Here is a 19,783-nt window from a genome sequence, read left to right on the forward strand (position 1 = left end):
GGAACAGGGCGCTGAGGCGCCCTGTTTTCTTTGGAACGGGTGGGATTATGGTTGGCGCAACAGGTTGATTACGCCTTCCAGCCCTACATGATTCAAGGCGTAAGCGGCCTGCGTTTGCACCACCGGCTTGGCATGATAGGCGATGCCGGCACCGGCCGCCGCCATCATCTTGAGATCGTTGGCGCCATCGCCGATGGCGACGACCTGCTCCCTGGATAACCCGAACTCTTGGCGTACCCGGCTCAGGCTGTCGGCCTTGCCTTGCGCGTCCAGAATAGTGCCGCGCACCTTGCCGGTAAGCTGGTCATCGATGATTTCCAGCGTATTTGCCTGCGTGTAGTCCAGCCCCAGCCTCTGCTTGAGCCGGTCGGTGAAGAAAGTGAAACCACCGGAAACCAGCAGTGTGCGGATGTTATGTTTTTTCAGCTCGCCCAGCATGAATTCCGCACCGGGGTTGAGTCGCAGCCGTTCGTCGTAAACCCGCTGCAGCGCGCCTTGGTTCAGGCCTTGCAACAAGGCGACGCGACGGCGCAGGCTCTCGGCGAATTCGATTTCACCGCGCATCGCGCTTTCGGTAATTTCCGCCACCTGCGGCTTGAGCCCGTACATATCGGCAATTTCGTCTATGCATTCGATAGAGATCAGCGTCGAGTCCATATCCATGACGACCAGCCGGATGCGGTCGAGATTCAATTCATCCGCTACGAAAGCGTAGTCAAGATACTGCTCCTTGCAATAAAGCGCGATGGTGGGGTTTTTCTCTGCAACCGGCGTGCAGTAGGCATGTTCGCCTATCTGGGCGAATTTGCCTGCGGCGAGAGCCGCAATACGGGTAAGTTGCGTGGGCAGCACCTGCTGCCCTTGGATAACGAGGCGCATGAAAAATGACTCGGCGAAAGCCGCGGATTATAGCACTGCGCGGCAACAGCTTCGCCGCGTCACATTGGCTGCCAGGTTCCTTCGCTGGCCTGACAGGCTTTTTCCCGGCGTTTCTCGTCCATGTCGTTGCCGTGTATGGTCAGGTCGAATTCGCGGCATTTCTGTCTATCGACCACCATGCCGCGCACCGGCGTCAGGCGATAGCTGAGCCCGGCATCGGGGTCGCTCCAAACGACGGTGCGTTTATCCGCAGCCAATTCCAGCGCGTGGCCGATACAGGCGCGGTCGGCTTTACCCAGCTTTGCCGATCTGGTTGCCAACGACCGCTCCCAGGACTGTGCCGACGATAATGGCCACGGTCTTGCCGTCGCCCTTGCCTACCGTCGAGCCGATGGCTCCGCCAGTCACGCCGCCCAGCACGGCACCGATTTTGTCGCGGTTGCAGGTACCTTCGATGATGCCGTAGTCGTCATACCATCTCTTGCCGGAATACCCCGTATAGTAAGGGTCGTGCTTCTTGCGCCAGCCATGCGCCGGAGCCCAGGATGGCGGGTCGGCATAAACGGCCGGAGACAAGGGAATAAGCAGTGTGCAAGCGATCAAGGCAGGCATAAAATAGGTACGGTTCATGGAGAGCCTTTCGTCGGCATGTGACGAAATTGTAGCCCCAATCCACGGGGCGATGTGCAATCCATGGCGATTCGAGGAGAGATAACATGGATACCCAACAGGAAGTGGCGACGCTGGCGGGCGGCTGTTTCTGGTGTCTGGAAGCGGTGTTCCGCCAACTGCACGGCGTAAGCAAAGTAGTTTCCGGTTTTATCGGAGGACAATTGACAGATCCTAGCTACAAGCAGGTGTGCGGCGGCATGACCGGGCATGCCGAAGCAGTACAGGTTACCTTCGATCCCAATGTGATTGCATTCGGCGATCTGTTGGAGGTGTTTTTTGCCAGCCATAATCCCACGACACTGAACCGCCAGGGTAACGACATCGGCACCCAGTACCGTTCCGGAGTGTTCTACCATTCCGATGCGCAGCGCATGACGGCGGAACAGTTTATAGCCGGTCTCAATGCCCGCGGGGAATGGCCCGATCCGGTAGTGACCGAGGTCACGCCGGCGAGCCGGTTTTATCCCGCGGAAAACTATCACCAGGACTATTTCGCCAACAACACGCGCCAGCCTTATTGTCAGCTGGTAGTGCTGCCCAAGGTGCTCAAGGTGCGGCAACGCTTCGCGAAAAAGGTCAGCGCCGGCTGAGCCACTGGCGGCGCCAGAAAAGAAGCCCCATGATGATGGCGATCGCGGTCATCATGCCTATCGCCAGCCAGAACCCATCAGGTTGCTGCAGCAAGGGCATGTTCTTGAAATTCATGCCGAAAATGCCGGCGATCAGCGTCGCCGGCATGAATAGCATCGCCACTACCGTCAGCGCCCGCACTTCCATATTGACGCGATTGCTGATACTGGAAAGATAGATGTCCAGCATGCCGGCCAGCATGTCCCGCAGCGATTCCAGGGATTCGATGAAGTGCACGGTATGATCGTAAACATCACGCAGATAGAGCACGGTGTCGTGGTCGAAAAACCCCGATTCGTTACGCACCAGGCTGTTCACCACCTCCCGCAGCGGCCAGACTGCGCGGCGCAAATCCATGCTTTCGCGCTTGAGCTTGTGGATGCCCTGCAGCACCGATGAAGTGGGCTTGCGCAGCAACTCTTCCTCCAGTGTTTCACAGTCGTCGCCGATCTGTTCCAGCGCAATGAAGTAGCGGTCCACGATCACGTCCAGCAATGCGTAGGCCAGATAACCTGCGCCGGCGCTGCGGATATGGCCTTTGTTGGCCCGCAGGCGCTCGCGGATGGGGACAAAGGAACCTGTGGGGCGTTCTTGAAAGGTCAGCACGAAATTGCGTCCGAGCACGATGCTGATCTGCTCGGAGCCGATCAGCATCGAATGCTGGTCATAATTGAAAAAGCGCGTAACCAGGTACAGGTTTTCGTCGTAGCTGTCGAGTTTTGGGCGCTGGTCGGTGTTGAGAATGTCTTCCAGCACCAATGGGTGCAGATTGAAAATATTGCCAAGCTCGGCCAACAGCGTGGGATCGTGCAAACCGTACACATTGACCCATAAGGTTTCTTGTGGTGAAACCTGCAAATTCAGGGCGGTCGGCGATGTGGCGGTTTGTTCCGACAATTCGCCGGCGTTGTAACGGAACAGCACCAGTTCGGGATGCTTGGTCTTGACCTCGCCGAAATGCATCAGCGTCCCGGCCGGCAGGCCGACTTTCTTCGAGCGTAATTTGCGTAGTTTAGACATGCAGCTATGCTACTCCAGCGGAATGATGCTTTTCAGCATAGCATCCCGATTTTTCTTTTGGAACGGCGGCGGGTCGCGTGTCGGCGACATTGCCGTTGCCCCGGATTATTCTGCCCGCAGTGCCTCGATGGCGTCCAGCCGTGCCGCGCGGCGGGCTGGCAGCACCCCGGCCAGCAAGCCGATGATCGCCGCCATGACCAGCGCCCCCAGAGCGAAACTCCACGGCGTATGCACCGGCATGTCGGACAGGGCCAGATGCAGCAACTGGGCGATGCCAACGCCCAGAGCCAAGCCCAGCGCGCCGCCGATGGCGGCCAGCACCACCGATTCGCCGAGGAACAGGTTGAGGATGGCGCGGCGCGGCGCGCCCAGCGCCACCAGGAGGCCGATCTCGTTGGTGCGCTCGGCGACCGAAATCGTCATGATGGTGACGATGCCCACCCCGCCCACCACCAGCGAAATGCCGCCCAGTGCGCCCACCGCCATGGTCAGGATGTCGAGGATGTTGGACAGCGTCTTCAGCATGTCCTCCTGCGTGACGACGGTGAAATCCTCCCGCCCGTGGCGCGTTTTCAGCACGGTCTTGACGGCGTCGGCCACCCGCGCGGCGGGAATGCCTTCCTGGTAAGTAACGTGGATTTCCATCAGCCCGTCACGGTTGTACAGTTCCAGCGAACGCGCGGCGGGGATGAAAGCGGTATCGTCGAGGTCGATGCCGAGAAACTGCCCCTTGGGCGCCATCACGCCGATCACGCGGAAATGCATGCCGCCGATGCGCAGCCGCGCCCCCAGCGGATTGGCGGTGCCGAACAGCTCGTCGCGCAGCTTGCTGCCCAGCACGATCAGCGCTCGCGCGTTGGCAGCATTTTCTGTCGGCAGGAAGCGCCCGATGCGCACGCTGGAGCTGAACACCGGCAGAAAATCCGCATCCACGCCGTACACCGTGGTGCGCCGCAGCCGCCCGTTGGCCTGCACTTCCGAATTGCCCCACACCGTGGGCGTGGCGCCGGTGACGTATGGCAGGCGCTTCAGCGCCGCAGTGTCTTCCAGCGTCAGCGGCCGTACCGTGGTCGGGATGCCGGAAGGGTGCGACCCGCCGGTCTTGGTCTTGCCCGGCGAAATGCCGATGACGTTGGTGCCGAACTGGGAAAACTCCGCCAGTACGAAACGGTGCACCCCCTCGCCGATGGACGTGAGCAGAATCACCGCCGCGATGCCCACCGCGATGCCGAGCAGGGTCAGGAGGCTGCGCAGGCGGTGCGCGGTGATGGCTTGCAGGGCGTAGCGGGAAGCGTCGGCAAGCAGCATGGCTACCTTCTCGACAACGCCTGCACCGGATCGAGCTGTGCCGCCCGTCTTGCCGGCATGACGCCGAATATCAGGCCGGTGGCCAGCGCGGTGAAGACGCCGGCCAGCACTGCCCAGGATGGTGGATAGGCGGGAAAAGTGGGGTAGATGTGGCGCAGCACGGCGGCGGCGAATTCGCCCAATACGACGCCGATGACGGCGCCGACCAGAGACAGCATGACGGCCTCGGCGAGAAAGACGGTGCGGATGGTGTGGGCAGTGGCGCCCAGCGCCTTGAGCAGGCCGATTTCACCGGTGCGCTGCGTCACCGAAACCAGCATCACGTTCATCACCAGGATGCCCGCCACGGCGAGGCTGATGGCGGCGATGCCGGCAACACCGAGGGTCAGCACGCGCAAAATCTTGTCGAAGGTTTTAAGCACCGCGTCCTGGGTGATGAGGGTGAAATCTTCCTCGCCATCATGGCGGGCGATCAGAGTTTTCAGCACGCGCGCCTTGAGGCCGGCCAGTTCTTCCCGGCTGCGGCCCTCGATCAGAACGCGGAACAGGGTGTTGCTGTTGAACATGGCCTGCGCCGTCGCCACCGGGACGATGATGAGCTCGTTGGTAGTCATGCCCAGGCCCCGGCCGCCGGCGGTGAGCACGCCGATGATGCGGAAGCGGTGGTCACCCACGCGTACCAGCTTGCCCAGCGTGGATTCCGAACCGAACAGTTCATCGCGTATGACGGCACCGATCACCGCCACATTGGAGCCGCGCCCCATCTCATCGGCGGGCAGAAAACGGCCCTGGGCAAGCTTGAGGTGACGCACCTCGAGAAAGTCGGCATTGGTGCCCACCAGCATGATTTCGCGCAGCTTGCCGCCCACACTGATTTCCGAGCTGCCCACTGCCACCGGCGCCACGCGCTGCACGCCCGGAATGTGGGCGAGTGCGACGGCATCCTCCACGGTGAGATCCCGCGGGGTGCTGGTGACCAGATTGGCGGGATTGAAGCCGCGCGTCTCCGATCTTCCGGGCAATACGATCAGCAGGTTGCTGCCGATGGCGGAAAATTCACCTACCACGTAGCGCCGCGCGCCGTCGCCCAGCGCGGTGAGCATGACTACCGCCGCGACGCCGATGGACATCGCCAGCACCAAGAGGCCGGTGCGCAGCGGCGTGCCGGTGGCGGCATCGCGGGCGTAATGCAGGGTGTCTAAGGGCCGCATTAAATGGGGAGCCGCATCAGGCGGGCCTTGAAGAATTACCGGCTAGCGTTAGAGCGGATCCGCTATCGTTTGTGATCGCCCCATCTTCCATCGCCAGTTGCCGCCGAGCCCGGGCGCCGAGGGTCTGGTCATGGGTGACGACCAGCAGGGTGACGCCCTGGCGGTTGAGTTCTTCCAAGAGCCGCATCACCTCTTCGCCGGTGGCGCGGTCCAGGTTGCCGGTGGGTTCGTCCGCCAGCAGCACGGCGGGGCGCATCACCGTAGCGCGGGCAATGGCGACGCGCTGACGCTGCCCGCCGGAAAGCTGGTCGGGACGATGATGGGCGCGATCATCCAAACCATAATCGCGCAAGGCCTTGGCCACGCGGCGACTGCGTTCCGCCGGCGCGATGCCGGCCAGCATCATGGGCAGCGCGATATTCTCGGCGGCGGTGAGGCGCGGCACCAGGTGGAAACTCTGGAATACGAAGCCGATGCGTTCGCTGCGTACCCGCGCCTGCTCTTCCGGGCTCAGGGTGGTGACGTCGCGCTGTTCCAGCCGGTAGGTGCCGGCATCGGGGCGGTCGAGCAGGCCGAGAAGGTTGAGCAGGGTGGATTTGCCGGAGCCGGACGGCCCCATGATGGCGACGTATTCGCCGTGGGCGATGCTGAGGGTTATGCGGCGCAGGGCGCGGACTTCGCTGTCGCCGAGATGGAAAACGCGCTCGATGCCGGTCAGTTCGATGAGATTCGCGGCGGCATCAGTCATGCGGCTACTTTCCTGCCGCAACTGCTTCCGCCGTGACCGGCGCGCCCGCCTTCACACCCTCGCGTTCCAGCGAGATGACGATGCGGTCGCCTGCCTTTAGTCCTTCCAGCACCTCGGTGTATTCCCAGTTGGTGATGCCGCGCTTGATCGCGCGTTCTTCCAGCCGGCCGGTATCCGGCCGGTAGAGCAGCACCTTGGAGCCTTCCAGCAGCGTGGAGGTGGGGACGCGCAACGTGTTTTCGCGGGTGTCGAGGATGACTTCCAGGTCTGCACTGTAGCCCACCAGCAGTTCGCCCGGTGCGGGCGGCTGGTCGAGATTGGCCTCCACGTCCACGGTGCGCGCCTGTTTTTCCACCGCCACCACATAAGGCGCGACCCGCTTCACATGCGCCGGCAGCACCTTGCCCGGCAGCGCGTCCAGCGTCACTCTGGCGGCCTGGCCGACGCGGATCTTGGGGGCGTCGACCTCGTCCATCGGCGCCTTGATGTAAAGGCAGGAATCGTCGATCAAGTCGATGGCCGGCGGCGTTGCGACACCCGGAGGAGACGGCGTGGTGTATTCGCCCAGTTCGCCGACGATGTCGGCCACCGTGCCGTCGAATGGCGCAACCAGTACGGTGCGGCCCTGTTCCACCTTGGTCACTTTCACCCGGGCCTGGGCTTGAGTCACGTCGGCGCGCACCGTGTCACAGGCGGCGCGACGCGACGTCGCTTCAAAGCGCGCCTTTTCTTCGCCGCCCTCGGAGACAAATCCGCGTGCGCGCAGCTTGGCCATGCGGGCGGCCTCGCGCTCAGCGTTGTCGGCCAGCGCGCAGATCTCGCCCACCCGTTTGCGGGCGCTTTCCACTTGCGTCTGCGCCAGGCCGCTCTGCGCCTGCTGGTCGTCGTTCCATAGCCTGAGCAGCACCTGGCCTTTTTTCACCCGGTCGCCCTTCTTGATGCCCAGATAGGCGATGCGTCCGCCGCTGATGGGGGAGAGCCGCGTGCGCTGGCAGGCTTCCACCGAGCCGGCGCGGGTATTGGCCACGCTGGCTTCCACCTTGCCGCGCCCGACTTCGGCCAGCAACACCGGAATGGGCTTGGGACGGCCCAGCCACCAGAAGGCGCCGGCCGCGACGGCCAGCATAAAGACAAGGAGTAGCACGCGACGCATGGGGCGTTGTCAGACTTCCAGGTGGCTGTATAAAACCGTGGACAGGTAGCGTTCACCGAACGAGGGGATGATCACGACCACCAGTTTGCCCTTGTTTTCCGGTCGGGCAGCGACCTGCATCGCGGCCCAGGTGGCAGCGCCGGAGGAGATGCCTACCAGCAGGCCCTCTTCCGTGGCCATGCGGCGTGCGATGTCGAGGGCATCCTCGTTTTTCACGCGCACCATTTCATCATAAATTTTCGTGTTCAGAATCGCCGGAATGAAACCCGCGCCTATGCCCTGGATCGGGTGCGGGCCGCGCTGCCCACCGGAGAGCACCGGACTGGCGTCGGGTTCTACCCCGACAATCTGAATGCCCGGCTTGCGCGCCTTGAGCACTTCGCCCACGCCGGTGATGGTGCCGCCAGTGCCGATGCCGGACACGAAAATATCCACTTGGCCATCGGTGTCGCGCCAGATTTCTTCCGCGGTAGTGGTGCGATGGATTGCCGGATTCGCCGGGTTTTCGAATTGCTGGGCAATGACATATCGCGCATCCGCCGCGGCCATTTCTTCGGCCTTCTTTATCGCTCCCGGCATGCCTTCCGCTCCCGGCGTCAGAATCAGGTCGGCGCCGTAAGCCTTGAGGATCAGCCGACGCTCGCGGCTCATGGTTTCCGGCATCACGAAGGCGCACTTGATGCCGCGCGCCGCGCACACCATGGCCAGGCCGATGCCGGTATTGCCGCTGGTCGGTTCCAGAATGACGGTGTCGGGCTTGATGCGGCCTTCGGCTTGCAATGCATCGACCATCGACACCGCGATGCGGTCCTTGACGCTGTGCGCCGGGTTGAAATATTCCAGCTTGCAGGCAATGGTGGCGTCTATGCCTGCGGCGATGCGGTTGAGTTTGACCAATGGCGTATTGCCGATCAGTTCTGCGGTATTGTTGGCGATACGCATGGCATTATGCTCCTGATGGTTTATCTGGCGGCCTCCAGATTAACCAATTTCAAGCCGGGGCGCCAGATTTCGCGCGAGCGCGCGCTTTGCCGATAGCCTATTCAGGGCTGGCGGTATTGCTGCGAAATTTTCAACAGCAGGACGGTGGTAGACAGCAGCAGGGTAATGACATTGGCGGCGAACACCGGGAGGCTGCCGATCAGCATGCCATAAACCATCCATAACGCGACGCCCATGGTAAACATGGCATACATGGGCAGGGAGATACCGGACAAATCGCGGGTGCGCCAGGATTGCCAGGCTTGCGGGATAAAGGCCGCAGTCGTTAAAAAAGCTGCGGGATAACCGATGATGTCATGCAGTTCCATACTCATTTTTCGATCCTTCCACGGCACTAGGGAGAATTTTTCTTGTCCTTAGTTTAACTTGTCCTTGGATTAAAGAGACTGATGCCAAAATTCCGATCCCAAGACGATTTAGAGGAATTTCTGTGATCAATAAACAGGGGCGGCATTCCAAGGTAGAGTAAAATGCCGGGAGGCGTTTGGAGTCGAAGCAATGATGCGGACAGGCAATATAAAACGCACCGACCAATACTGATAACGGTGCGTTTTATATCGATGGTGCCCAGAAGAGGACTCGAACCTCCACACCCGAAGGCACATGGACCTGAACCATGCGCGTCTACCAATTCCGCCATCTGGGCCAAAAAGAACGCGAATTTTATATAGGAAAGACGAATTTTGTCAACGAAAAAAAAGCAGCACAGCAAAGATCCCCACGCCGGCCGTGAAGCCGAAAAATATGAGCACCCCTTGCCCAGCCGGGAATACGTCCTGCAGGTAATGGAGTCGGAGGGCGCGCCGGTCAATGCCGAGCGGCTCTATCAATTGCTGGAAATAGGCGAGCACGAGCGCGAGATTTTCAGCCGCCGGCTGAAAGCGATGGAGCGCGACGGGCAAATCATCCGCAACCGCAAGGGTGCGTTCTGTCTGGCGGAGAAGCTGGACCTCATTCCCGGCCGGGTGCAAGGCCACCCCGATGGTTTCGGCTTCCTGATCCCCGATGCCGGCGGCGAGGATCTGTTCCTGTCGCCCAAGGAGATGTCGCAGATACTGCACGGCGACCGGGTAATGGTGAGGCCGGGCGGCCTCGACCGCCGCGGTCGCCGCGAAGGCAAGATCATCGAAGTGCTGGAGCGCGCCAACAAGCGCCTGGTCGGGCGGCTGATCCGCGAGCGCGGGGTAGTGCTGGTGGCGGCGGAGGATCATCGCATCAACCAGGATGTGCTGATTCCGCCCGGCCAGGACATGCAGGCGCAGGCCGGGCAGGTGGTCATGGTTGAACTGATCGAGCAGCCGTCGGCCTATGCCCAGCCTATCGGCCGCGTGGTCGAAATATTGGGCAATTACGCCGATCCCGGCATGGAGATCGAGATTGCGCTGCGCAAGCACAACCTGCCGCACGAGTTTCCCCCGGCGGCGGTCAAGCTGGCGGAAAAATTCAAGCCGCAGGTGGTTGCACAGGACTGGAAAGGACGTATCGACCTGCGCGAGTTGCCGCTGATTACGATAGACGGCGAAACCGCGCGCGATTTCGACGACGCGGTATTTTGCGAGCCGTTAGCCTCATCAGGCGAGGATAAAAAATCTCCCAAGGGCTGGCGCCTGGTGGTGGCGATCGCCGACGTCAGCTTTTACGTCAAGCCCGGCGATGCGCTGGACAAGGAGGCCTATGACCGCGGCAATTCCGTGTATTTCCCGCGCCGCGTGATCCCGATGCTGCCGGAGGCACTGTCCAACGGTTTGTGTTCGCTCAATCCGGATGTCGAGCGCCTGTGCATGGTGTGCGACATGCAGGTCGACGCCAAGGGTGCCGTCAAGCAGTACAAATTTTACCCGTCGGTCATGCGCTCCAAGGCGCGCATGACCTACACCAAGGTGTACGACATGATCGTCAATCCGGCGGGAGCGGCGGCGCAGGAATACGCGCACATCATGCCGCATGTCAACAACCTGTATCAGCTCTATCAAGTGCTGGTGAAAGCGCGTGAGAAACGCGGGGCGATCGAGTTCGAGACCATGGAAACGCTGATGGTGTTCAACGATCAGGGCAAGATCGAGCGCATCGAGCCGGTGGTGCGCAACGAAGCGCATCGTTTGATTGAAGAGTGCATGCTGGCGGCCAATGTATGCGCTTCGGATTTCCTCAAGCAGCACGAACATCCGGTGCTGTACCGCATCCATGAAGGACCGACGCTGGAAAAACTGGAGAAGCTGCGCGAGTTCATGGGCGAATTCGGGTTCGGCTTGAGCGGCGGCGATACGCCGCATGCCAAGGACTACTGCAAGCTGCTCGACCGCATCAAGGGCCGTCCCGACGAGCAGCTGCTGCAGACCGTGTTGCTGCGCTCCATGCAGCAGGCGGTCTATAGCCCGGACAATGTCGGCCATTTCGGCCTGGCGTACGAGTCATACACGCATTTCACCTCGCCCATACGCCGCTATCCGGATCTCTTGGTGCACCGCGCCATCAACGCCGTGCTGGAGAGCCGCAAATACAAGCCGGGCGATTGGTCGGCGCTGGGCATGCATTGCTCGATGACCGAGCGCCGCGCCGACGATGCCACGCGCGACGTGCAAACCTGGCTTAAGTGCTACTACATGCAGGACAAGGTCGGCGACAGCTTTGACGGCACCGTCAGCGGCGTGACAAGTTTTGGACTGTTCGTCGCGCTGGACGGCGTGTATGTGGAAGGCTTGCTGCACGTCACCGAACTGGGCAACGACTATTTCCACTTCGACAAGGTGCGCCACCTGATGGCAGGCGAGCGTACCGGCAGGAACTATCGGCTGGGCGACAGGCTGCGCATCAAAGTGGCGCGGGTGGATATGGAAACCAGCAAGATCGATTTCGTGCTGGATGAAAATCCGCCAGAGCAAAAACCGGCAGAAGACAAGGGCAACGATAACAACAAGAAGGGCAAAAAGAAGAAATGAGCGACACCCGTATTATTTTCGGTTTTCACGCGGTATTGAGCCGCATCCGGCAGAATCCCCAGGGCGTGCAGGAAATCTGCGTGGACAAGGAGCGCGTGGATGCGCGCATGAAAGACCTGCTGACGCTGGCCAAGGAGAAGGATTTGCGCGTGATGCAGCTGGAACGCGCCCGCCTCGACGGCATGGCCGCCAACGGCCGCCACCAGGGTGTGCTGGCGCGCGTGGTGGACACGCCGATTCCTTATCTCGACATTCACGACGTGCTGGAATCGCTGGACGAGCCGCCGTTTCTGCTGGTGCTGGACGGCGTAGAGGACCCGCACAATCTGGGCGCCTGTTTGCGCGTGGCCGACGCGATGGGGGTGCATGCGGTGATCGCGCCGAAAGACCGCGCGGCTGGATTGAATGCGACCGTGCGCAAAGTGGCCTGCGGCGCGGCGGAAAGCGTGCCTTTCATTGCCGTCACCAATCTGGCGCGAACTTTGCGCGAGCTCAAGGACGCTGGGGTGTGGGTGGTGGGCGCGGTAGCGGAAGCGGAAACGGATCTGTTCGACGCCAAGCTGACCGGCCCCATTGCACTGGTGCTGGGCGCGGAGGGCACGGGCTTGCGCCGGCTGACGGCGGAGACCTGCGATGCGCTGGTGCGCATTCCGATGTTCGGCGCGGTGGAAAGCCTCAATGTGTCGGTGGCCAGCGGCATCTGCCTGTATGAGGCCAGACGTCAGCGCAATATATCCTGAGTCGGCGGCGGAGGTTTATTTTAGGCTGCCAACGTGCTATTTTATTAGGTTTTTCAAACCCTCAATTTTGGAGTCATCATGGCTGTTGAACGTACCCTTTCCATCATCAAACCCGACGCAGTTGCCAAGAACGTGATCGGCAAGATTTATTCCCGTTTCGAAAGCAATGGCCTCAAGGTCGTCGCCGCGAAGATGGCGCATCTGTCCCAGGCCGAGGCCGAAGGGTTCTACGCCGTGCACCGCGAGCGCCCGTTCTTCAAGGATCTGGTGGCGTTCATGATTTCCGGCCCGGTGATGATCCAGGCGCTGGAAGGCGAAAACGCCGTGCTGAAGAACCGCGACCTGATGGGCGCTACCGATCCGAAGAAGGCGGATGCCGGCACCATCCGTGCCGATTTCGCCGAGAGCATCGACGCCAATGCCGTGCACGGTTCCGATTCCGCGGAAAATGCCGCGATTGAAATCGCTTATTTCTTCCCCGCTTCACAGGTGTACAGCCGTTAATGACCGTCAATCTGCTCGATTTCGATCAGCCTAAACTCGCCGGCTTCTTCGCCGAACTTGGCGAGAAGCCTTTCCGCGCCAAGCAATTGCTGCGCTGGATGCATCATTTCGGCGAGAACGATTTCGCGCAGATGACCGATATCGCCAAAACCCTGCGCGAAAAGCTCGCACAGGCGGCGGTAATCGCTCCTCCGCAGATCAAGCTGGAGCAAATTTCCGACGACGGCACGCGCAAGTGGCTGATCGACGTCGGCGCCAACAACGGCGTCGAAACCGTATTCATCCCCGAAGCCGACCGCGGCACGCTGTGCGTATCCTCGCAGGTGGGCTGCGCGCTGGAGTGCACGTTCTGTTCCACCGGCCGCCAGGGCTTCAACCGCAACCTGACCGTGGCCGAGATCATCGGCCAGCTGTGGATCGCCAACAAGGTGCTGGGGCGCGATCCCAAGGGAGAACGCATACTCTCCAACGTCGTCATGATGGGCATGGGCGAACCGCTGGCCAATTTCGACAACGTCGTCACCGCGCTCAATATCATGCTGGACGACAGCGCGTACGGCTTGAGCCGTCGCCGCGTGACGGTCTCCACCTCCGGCCTGGTGCCGGCAATGGACCGCTTGCGCGAAGAGTGCCCGGTGGCGCTGGCTGTCAGTTTGCATGCGCCCAACGATACGCTGCGGGACGAAATAGTCCCGATCAACAAGAAGTATCCGCTTAAAGAGTTGATGGCGGCATGCCGGCGCTACCTGGAAAAAGCGCCGCGCGATTTCATCACGTTTGAATACGTAATGCTGGACAGCGTCAACGATGGCGTCGAACACGCGCAACAGCTGCTGCAACTGGTACGGGACGTGCCTTGCAAGTTCAACCTGATCCCGTTCAATCCTTTCCCCAACAGCGGTTACGGCACCTCTCATGCCGACAATATCCGCCGTTTCCGTGATATCTTGATGCACGCCGGGTATGTCGTCACCACGCGCAAAACGCGCGGCGACGACATCGACGCCGCTTGCGGACAACTGGCAGGCAAGGTGCAGGACAAGACGCGGCGCAGCGTGAAACGTATCATGGAGCTCTCGGTATGAAACGGATGTTACTGGTGACGATGTTGCTGTTGGGTGGCTGTGCGGGCTCGCCTCCCAGCCAGGATAATTACTCCGGCACGGGCGTCGTCGGTAATGAATCCTCCGAACGTCACCGCGCCCGCATCCACACCGATCTCGGTGCCGGGTATTATGCGCAGCGGCAGATGGCGGTTGCCCTGGAAGAGTTCTCCACCGCGATACAGATTGATCCCGGGTATGCACAGGCCCATAACGGCTTGGGTCTGGTGTACTCCACATTGCGCGAGGACGACAAAGCGGAGGCCAGTTTCCGCCGGGCATTGCAGCTGGATGCGGGTAATTCCGAATCGCATAACAACTACGGCACTTTTTTATGTTCGCGCAACCGTGTCGACGAGTCGATCAAGGAGTTTCTCGCCGCGCTGAAGAACCCGCTGTATCCCACGCCGGAAAGCGCCTGGCTGAATGCCGGCATCTGCGCGATGAAGAAAGGCGACGATAAAAACGCCGAAACTTATCTGCAAAACGCCTTGCAGGCCCAGCCCGGATTGCGCAATGCCAATTATCAGCTGGCCAGTTTGTATTTTCAGCGCGGCGATCATGCGCTTGCCAACAAATATATCCAGCAGACCTTGCAGGAAAACGATCCCACGCCCGACATGGTCTTGCTTGGTCTGCGTATCGCACGCGCGGTCGGCGACCGCAATGCCGAAGCCAGTCTCGGCATGTTGTTGCGCAACAAGTATCCTAATTCCGTACAAGCCAAGGCGGCAGAGATAGACTCTGCTGCGCCGCAAGAGAAAAAATGAGCGAAGAACCTTCAGTCGTTGGCCCCGATGCGGCGCCCGAGCAGGATGTCGGCGCCAGCCTGGGAGCCAGATTGCATGCGGCACGCGAACACCTCGGCCTGGATATCGACGAGGCCGCGCGCCAGCTCTGTCTGAGTCCGCGCCAATTGGCCGCACTGGAAGCGGACAACATCGGAATGCTGCCTTCGCCCACGTTCGCGCGTGGGTTTATCCGCAATTATGCGCGTCTGCTGCAGCTCGAGGCAGCACCGTTGCTGACGCTTTATCGCGACATGGTGCCGGAAAATACGGGCGGGCCTTCCATCAGCCTGCATTCGGAAGGTATCCCGATCCAGACGGGCAATCGCAAGGCATGGCTGACCTATCTGGTGGCCTCGGTGCTGGTCGTCCTCGCCGGCGGCAGCTGGTGGCTGTATATGGACTGGCGCGAAAATACGCCGGCACCACCCGTTAATACGGTAAAACCTGTGGGATCGGTTTTGCCGGCGCCTGCCGCTAAAGCTGCGGCGGAACAGCAGGCCGAGCCGCCGCCGATGGGTGCCGGCCTGCTGCCCGCGGAACTGGTTCAGCCTCCCGCGGCCGCTAATCCGTCTGCTGTACCGACGCAGGCTCCGGTTTCCGGTGCGCCCGCGTCGCGTATCGTCATGAAGTTCTCGCAATCGAGCTGGGTGCGCGTGCTCGACCGCGACGACAAGGAGGTTTTGAACAAAATGAAACCAGCCGACAGCGAAGAGACGATAGAAGGCATCCCGCCGTTCAAGCTGGATGTGGGCAATGCCGCCGGCGTGCAGTTAAGCTATAACGGCCAGCCGGTCGATCTTGCACCCAGCACCAAAGCCAATGTTGCACATCTTACGTTGGAGTAGTTCCGCATGAGTTTCCAGCATCCTATCAAGCGTCGCATGACGCGCCGCGTCATGATCGGCCGTGTGCCGGTCGGCGGCGATGCGCCTGTGGTCGTGCAGTCGATGACCAATACCGATACCGCCGATGCCGAGGCTACGGCGCAGCAGGTCTTTGAATTGTGGCAAGCCGGTTCCGAAGTGGTTCGCATTACCGTGAATTCTCCCGAGGCCGCGGCGCAGGTGGGCGCGATACGACGAAAGCTCGACGCGATGGGCTGCAACGTACCTTTGATCGGGGATTTTCATTACAACGGGCACAAGCTCTTGGCCCAGTACCCCGACTGCGCCGAGGCGCTGGCAAAATACCGCATCAATCCGGGCAACGTCGGCAAAGGCTCCAGGCGTGACGAGCAGTTTGCCGCGATGATCGAAATCGCGGTGCAATATGGCAAGCCGGTGCGCATCGGCGTCAACTGGGGCAGCCTGGATCAGGCCAAGATGGCGCGCATGATGGATGAAAACGCCCGGCTTGCCGAGCCGCTGTCATCCGATGCGCTGATGCGCGAAGCCCTGATCCAGTCCGCGCTGGAAAGCGCAGCGCAGGCCGAGGCCCTGGGTTTGTCCGGCGACAGGATCATCATTTCCTGCAAAGTCAGCGACGTGCAGGATCTGATCAGCGTTTACCGCGAACTGTCGAGCCGCTGCGATTACCCTTTGCATCTGGGCCTGACCGAAGCCGGCATGGGCTCCAAGGGTATCGTCGCGTCTACGGCCGCGCTGGCGGTATTGCTGCAAGAGGGCATAGGCGACACCATACGTGTCAGTCTTACGCCGGAACCCGGCGAATCGCGCACCAAGGAAGTCGTCGTGGCGCAGGAAATGCTGCAGACCATGGGCATACGCTCGTTCACCCCGCTGGTGACGGCTTGCCCCGGCTGCGGGCGCACCACATCGACGTTTTTCCAGGAACTGGCGCAAAAGATACAGCGCTACCTGCGCGAACAGATGCCGGTCTGGCGCAGCCGGTATCCGGGGGTGGAAACCATGAGCGTCGCGGTGATGGGCTGCGTGGTGAACGGGCCGGGAGAATCCAAGCTGGCCAATATCGGCATCAGCCTGCCGGGCACCGGCGAAGTGCCGGTGGCGCCGGTCTTCGTCAACGGTGAAAAGACGGTAACGCTGAAAGGCGACCATATCGCCGAGGAGTTCCAGGCCATCGTGGAAGACTATGTGCAAAGCCATTATGCCGAGGGCGGGAAGTTGCGGCGCGAACACAAGGTTATTCCGTTGCATGCCGCGCGTTAAACGCCTTCCTTTGCGGCGGGCCATTTTCATCAACTCAATGACTGAATTTCCAATACCACAACGATGAGCAAGACCATCCAGGCCGTGCGCGGCATGAACGATATGCTGCCGATAGATGCCCCGCTGTGGGAGTTTTTCGAAGACACCGTGCGCGACTGGCTGCGCGGCTACGGCTACCAGCAAATCCGTACGCCTATTGTCGAATCCACGGATTTGTTCGTGCGCTCGATCGGGGAAGTCACCGATATCGTCGAAAAGGAAATGTACAGCTTCGAGGACAGGCTCAACGGCGAACAACTGACCCTGCGTCCGGAAGGTACGGCGAGCTGCGTCAGGGCCGTGGTGCAGCACAACCTGCTCTACAACGCGCCGCAGCGGCTGTGGTACATGGGGCCGATGTTCCGCCACGAACGGCCGCAGAAGGGGCGCTACCGCCAGTTTCACCAGGTCGGCGTGGAGTCGCTGGGCTTTGAGGGCCCGGATATGGACGCCGAGCATATCGTGATGACGGCCCGGCTGTGGAAGCTGCTGGGTTTGCAGGACGTCGCGCTGGAAATCAATACGCTGGGCTCCGCCGCAGCCCGGGCCCAATACCGCAACCGGCTGATCGCCTATTTCGAGCAGCATGCCGAGGTGCTGGACGAAGACGCCAAGCGCCGCCTGCACAGCAATCCGCTGCGCATCCTCGATACCAAGAATCCGGCGATGCAGGCCCTGGTGGAAGCGGCTCCCCGGATGACGAACGATCTCGACGAAGTTTCGCTCCAGCATTTCGAGGCGTTGCAGGCCATGCTCAAGGCGGCCGGCGTCGCGTATCGCATCAACACGCGCCTGGTGCGCGGACTGGATTATTACAACGCCACGGTGTTCGAGTGGGTGACCACGCGCCTGGGCGCGCAGGGCACGGTGTGTGCCGGCGGACGTTATGACAGCCTGGTCGAGCAGATCGGCGGCAAGCCTGCGCCGGCCTGCGGTTTCGCCATGGGCGTGGAACGCCTGCTGGCGCTGCTGCAGGATCACGCATTCGCCCCGCCGCTAGCGGTGCCGGACGCCTATGTGGTACATGTCGGCGAGCTGGCCGATAAACAGGCGCTGGGTGTCGCGGAGCGGCTGCGCGATGCGGGGTTCAGCGCATTGCTGCATTGCGGCGGCGGCAGCTTCAAGTCGCAGATGAAAAAAGCCGATGCCAGCGGCGCCCGCTTTGCCGTCATCATCGGCGACGACGAGGCGCAGGCCGGCGAGGCCAGCGTCAAACCGCTGCGCGGCGAAGGGAAGCAGGTCCGCGTGGCATTGGCGCAACTGGCGGACGGGCTGCGTGGCTGACCTGCTGCGCGTCGAGAAGCTGACCGTCGCGCCGGCGGCCGATGCCTCGCGTTTATTGGTCAACAAAGTCTCGTTCGCGCTGGCTGCCGGCCGCACCACCTGTATCGTCGGCGAGTCCGGCAGCGGCAAGAGCCTGACCGCGCTCTCCATCATGGGCCTCTTGCCGCGCGCCTTGCAGCGGCTTTCCGGCGACATCGTATTCCAGGGCAACGCGCTTGCCGGCTTGTCCAATACCCAGATGTGCGACGTGCGCGGCAAGCGCATCGGCATGATTTTCCAGGAGCCGATGACTTCGCTCAATCCGGTCTTGAGCGTGGGTTACCAGATCGGCGAAACCCTGGCCGCGCATCTGGGCCTGTCCGGCAAGGCGTTGCAGGGCCGCATCGCCGTATTGCTGGAGCGCGTAGGCATCCCGGCCGAACGTGCCAATAGCTATCCCGACGAACTTTCCGGCGGCCAGCGCCAGCGCGTGATGATCGCGATGAGCATCGCCTGCGAACCGGCCATGCTCATCGCCGACGAGCCGACCACTGCGCTGGACGTGACGGTGCAGGCGCAGATTCTGGCGTTGCTGGCCGAACTGAAAACCCGCATGAACATGGGCATGCTGTTCATCACCCACGATTTCGGCGTGGTGGCGGACATTGCCGACGACGTGGCAGTGATGTTCCGCGGCGAGATCGTCGAAATGGGCAGCGTGGGCGACGTGCTGGATCGCCCGCAGCATCCCTACACCCGGGCGCTGCTGGATTGCGTGCCCGACGCCGAGGGCAAAAAACCGCTGAAGCCCATCGACTACGCCTGGTTGAACGGAGCCGCGGCATGAACGATTTCATCCTGTCGGCTAGCGGCCTCACCAAGACTTACAAGCAGCGCAGCGGGCGCTTCGGCTTCGGTAGCAATCTGATAAAAGCGCTCGACGACGTCAGCATTGCGCTGAAGCCGGGTGCGACGCTCGCCGTAGTCGGCGAATCGGGCAGCGGTAAATCCACGCTGGCGCGTTGTCTGCTACAATTGCAGCCCCTCGATGCAGGCCAGGTGCTGTTCGAAGGGCATGATCTGGCAGCGCTTTCCGGTCAAGAGTTGCGCGCCGCGAGGCGGCATTTGCAGATGGTGTTCCAGGATCCGTTCGCCTCGCTCAATCCGCGCATGAAGGTGGGCGATATCGTCGGTGAAGGCTTGGTGATCCACGGGCTGGGCGATGCGGAAGAGCGACGCGCGAAGGTGCTGCGCATGCTGGAGCGGGTCGGTTTGTCAGCCCTGGACATGGGCAAATATCCGCACGAATTTTCCGGCGGCCAGCGCCAGCGCATCGGTATCGCGCGTGCCCTGGTGCTTGAGCCCAGGGTGGTGGTGTGCGATGAACCTGTGTCCGCGCTGGATGTGTCGATACAGGCGCAAATCCTCCTGTTACTGAAACAGCTGCAGCGTGAGATGGGTCTGAGTTACCTCTTCATCAGCCATGATTTACGCGTGGTCAGGCATATTGCCGACGAGGTGGCGGTGATGCAGCGTGGACGCGTGGTGGAGCAGGGCAGCGTGGAAGGCCTGTACGCCCATCCGCGCGAGGAATATACGCAGAATTTATTGAACTCCATTCCCGGCCGGCATTGGCAGGCCGCTTAGTTTAT

General features: G+C 61.4%; 21 protein-coding genes and 1 tRNA gene. 11 read left to right on the plus strand and 11 right to left on the minus strand.

Going from position 1 to position 19,783, the window contains the following annotated elements; all coding sequences use genetic code 11:
* Nucleotides 1-45: 45 nt before the first annotated feature.
* Genes serB through VGK14_RS06120 form a run of 3 tightly spaced genes read right to left on the minus strand, consistent with a single transcriptional unit; the run spans nucleotide 46 to nucleotide 1,509 of the window.
* Nucleotides 46-879: a phosphoserine phosphatase SerB gene (gene serB, locus VGK14_RS06110; RefSeq protein ID WP_331508060.1), complete on the minus strand. Its 834-nt coding sequence runs from the start codon at nucleotides 877-879 to the stop codon at nucleotides 46-48.
* A 59-nt stretch (nucleotides 880-938) separates the two neighbouring features.
* Complete coding sequence (locus VGK14_RS06115; protein WP_331508061.1) at nucleotides 939-1,199, minus strand: RT0821/Lpp0805 family surface protein; 261 nt, start codon at nucleotides 1,197-1,199, stop codon at nucleotides 939-941.
* Complete coding sequence (locus VGK14_RS06120) at nucleotides 1,171-1,509, minus strand: glycine zipper 2TM domain-containing protein (RefSeq protein ID WP_331508062.1); 339 nt, start codon at nucleotides 1,507-1,509, stop codon at nucleotides 1,171-1,173. The genes VGK14_RS06115 and VGK14_RS06120 overlap by 29 nt, the downstream gene beginning before the upstream one ends.
* A gap of 86 nt (nucleotides 1,510-1,595) precedes the next feature.
* Here VGK14_RS06120 and msrA point away from each other — a divergent pair, with 86 nt between their 5' ends.
* Nucleotides 1,596-2,141 carry a peptide-methionine (S)-S-oxide reductase MsrA gene (gene msrA / locus VGK14_RS06125; protein ID WP_331508063.1) on the plus strand — a complete coding sequence of 182 codons (546 nt, stop codon included), beginning with the start codon at nucleotides 1,596-1,598 and terminating at the stop codon, nucleotides 2,139-2,141.
* Here msrA and corA read toward each other — a convergent pair.
* The 8 genes from corA to VGK14_RS06165 form a co-directional block, all read right to left on the minus strand.
* Nucleotides 2,128-3,201: a magnesium/cobalt transporter CorA gene (corA, locus tag VGK14_RS06130; RefSeq protein WP_331508064.1), complete on the minus strand. Its 1,074-nt coding sequence runs from the start codon at nucleotides 3,199-3,201 to the stop codon at nucleotides 2,128-2,130. The genes msrA and corA overlap by 14 nt on opposite strands.
* A 105-nt stretch (nucleotides 3,202-3,306) precedes the next feature.
* A complete protein-coding gene (locus VGK14_RS06135; protein ID WP_331508065.1) occupies nucleotides 3,307-4,509 on the minus strand; it encodes an ABC transporter permease in 1,203 nt (400 codons plus the stop codon).
* 2 nt (nucleotides 4,510-4,511) lie between these two features.
* Nucleotides 4,512-5,720, minus strand: coding sequence for an ABC transporter permease (locus VGK14_RS06140; protein WP_331508066.1), 1,209 nt, complete (start codon nucleotides 5,718-5,720; stop codon nucleotides 4,512-4,514).
* 16 nt (nucleotides 5,721-5,736) lie between these two features.
* Complete coding sequence (locus VGK14_RS06145; RefSeq protein ID WP_331508067.1) at nucleotides 5,737-6,468, minus strand: ABC transporter ATP-binding protein; 732 nt, start codon at nucleotides 6,466-6,468, stop codon at nucleotides 5,737-5,739.
* Nucleotides 6,469-6,472: 4 nt separating this feature from the next.
* Complete coding sequence (locus VGK14_RS06150; RefSeq protein WP_331508068.1) at nucleotides 6,473-7,621, minus strand: efflux RND transporter periplasmic adaptor subunit; 1,149 nt, start codon at nucleotides 7,619-7,621, stop codon at nucleotides 6,473-6,475.
* A 9-nt stretch (nucleotides 7,622-7,630) separates the two neighbouring features.
* Nucleotides 7,631-8,563 carry a cysteine synthase A gene (gene cysK, locus VGK14_RS06155; RefSeq protein ID WP_331508069.1) on the minus strand — a complete coding sequence of 311 codons (933 nt, stop codon included), beginning with the start codon at nucleotides 8,561-8,563 and terminating at the stop codon, nucleotides 7,631-7,633.
* 101 nt (nucleotides 8,564-8,664) lie between these two features.
* Entirely contained in the window at nucleotides 8,665-8,937 is a 273-nt protein-coding gene (locus VGK14_RS06160) for a SemiSWEET transporter (protein WP_331508071.1), read from the minus strand.
* Between the two features lie 247 nt (nucleotides 8,938-9,184).
* Nucleotides 9,185-9,269 (minus strand) — tRNA-Leu (locus VGK14_RS06165).
* 37 nt (nucleotides 9,270-9,306) lie between these two features.
* Between VGK14_RS06165 and rnr the strand changes: the two genes are divergently transcribed.
* From rnr to VGK14_RS06215, 10 genes are all read left to right on the plus strand, one after another.
* On the plus strand, nucleotides 9,307-11,562 hold the full coding sequence (rnr, locus tag VGK14_RS06170; RefSeq protein WP_331508072.1) for a ribonuclease R: 2,256 nt from the start codon (nucleotides 9,307-9,309) through the stop codon (nucleotides 11,560-11,562).
* Nucleotides 11,559-12,302, plus strand: a complete 744-nt coding sequence (gene rlmB, locus VGK14_RS06175; RefSeq protein WP_331508073.1) for a 23S rRNA (guanosine(2251)-2'-O)-methyltransferase RlmB — start codon at nucleotides 11,559-11,561, stop codon at nucleotides 12,300-12,302. Before rnr ends, rlmB begins: the two co-directional genes overlap by 4 nt.
* A gap of 78 nt (nucleotides 12,303-12,380) precedes the next feature.
* A complete protein-coding gene (gene ndk, locus VGK14_RS06180) occupies nucleotides 12,381-12,806 on the plus strand; it encodes a nucleoside-diphosphate kinase (RefSeq protein WP_331508074.1) in 426 nt (141 codons plus the stop codon).
* The gene (gene rlmN / locus VGK14_RS06185; RefSeq protein ID WP_331508075.1) at nucleotides 12,806-13,891 is read left to right on the plus strand and encodes a 23S rRNA (adenine(2503)-C(2))-methyltransferase RlmN; all 1,086 of its coding nucleotides are present in this window, start codon (nucleotides 12,806-12,808) and stop codon (nucleotides 13,889-13,891) included. Before ndk ends, rlmN begins: the two co-directional genes overlap by 1 nt.
* Nucleotides 13,888-14,679 carry a type IV pilus biogenesis/stability protein PilW gene (pilW, locus tag VGK14_RS06190; protein ID WP_331508076.1) on the plus strand — a complete coding sequence of 264 codons (792 nt, stop codon included), beginning with the start codon at nucleotides 13,888-13,890 and terminating at the stop codon, nucleotides 14,677-14,679. Before rlmN ends, pilW begins: the two co-directional genes overlap by 4 nt.
* Nucleotides 14,676-15,545: a RodZ domain-containing protein gene (locus VGK14_RS06195; protein WP_331508077.1), complete on the plus strand. Its 870-nt coding sequence runs from the start codon at nucleotides 14,676-14,678 to the stop codon at nucleotides 15,543-15,545. The genes pilW and VGK14_RS06195 overlap by 4 nt, the downstream gene beginning before the upstream one ends.
* Nucleotides 15,546-15,551: 6 nt before the next feature.
* Nucleotides 15,552-16,829 (plus strand): flavodoxin-dependent (E)-4-hydroxy-3-methylbut-2-enyl-diphosphate synthase, encoded by a 1,278-nt coding sequence (gene ispG / locus VGK14_RS06200; protein ID WP_331508078.1) that lies wholly within the window; start codon nucleotides 15,552-15,554, stop codon nucleotides 16,827-16,829.
* Between the two features lie 63 nt (nucleotides 16,830-16,892).
* Nucleotides 16,893-18,152, plus strand: coding sequence for a histidine--tRNA ligase (hisS, locus tag VGK14_RS06205; RefSeq protein ID WP_331508080.1), 1,260 nt, complete (start codon nucleotides 16,893-16,895; stop codon nucleotides 18,150-18,152).
* Nucleotides 18,145-18,978 carry an ABC transporter ATP-binding protein gene (locus VGK14_RS06210; protein WP_331508081.1) on the plus strand — a complete coding sequence of 278 codons (834 nt, stop codon included), beginning with the start codon at nucleotides 18,145-18,147 and terminating at the stop codon, nucleotides 18,976-18,978. Before hisS ends, VGK14_RS06210 begins: the two co-directional genes overlap by 8 nt.
* Nucleotides 18,975-19,778, plus strand: coding sequence for an ATP-binding cassette domain-containing protein (locus VGK14_RS06215; RefSeq protein ID WP_331508082.1), 804 nt, complete (start codon nucleotides 18,975-18,977; stop codon nucleotides 19,776-19,778). The genes VGK14_RS06210 and VGK14_RS06215 overlap by 4 nt, the downstream gene beginning before the upstream one ends.
* The last annotated feature ends 5 nt before the right edge of the window (nucleotides 19,779-19,783 follow it).

It is taken from the genome of Novimethylophilus sp., from assembly GCF_036504375.1.
Taxonomy (GTDB): Bacteria; Pseudomonadota; Gammaproteobacteria; order Burkholderiales; family Methylophilaceae; genus Novimethylophilus.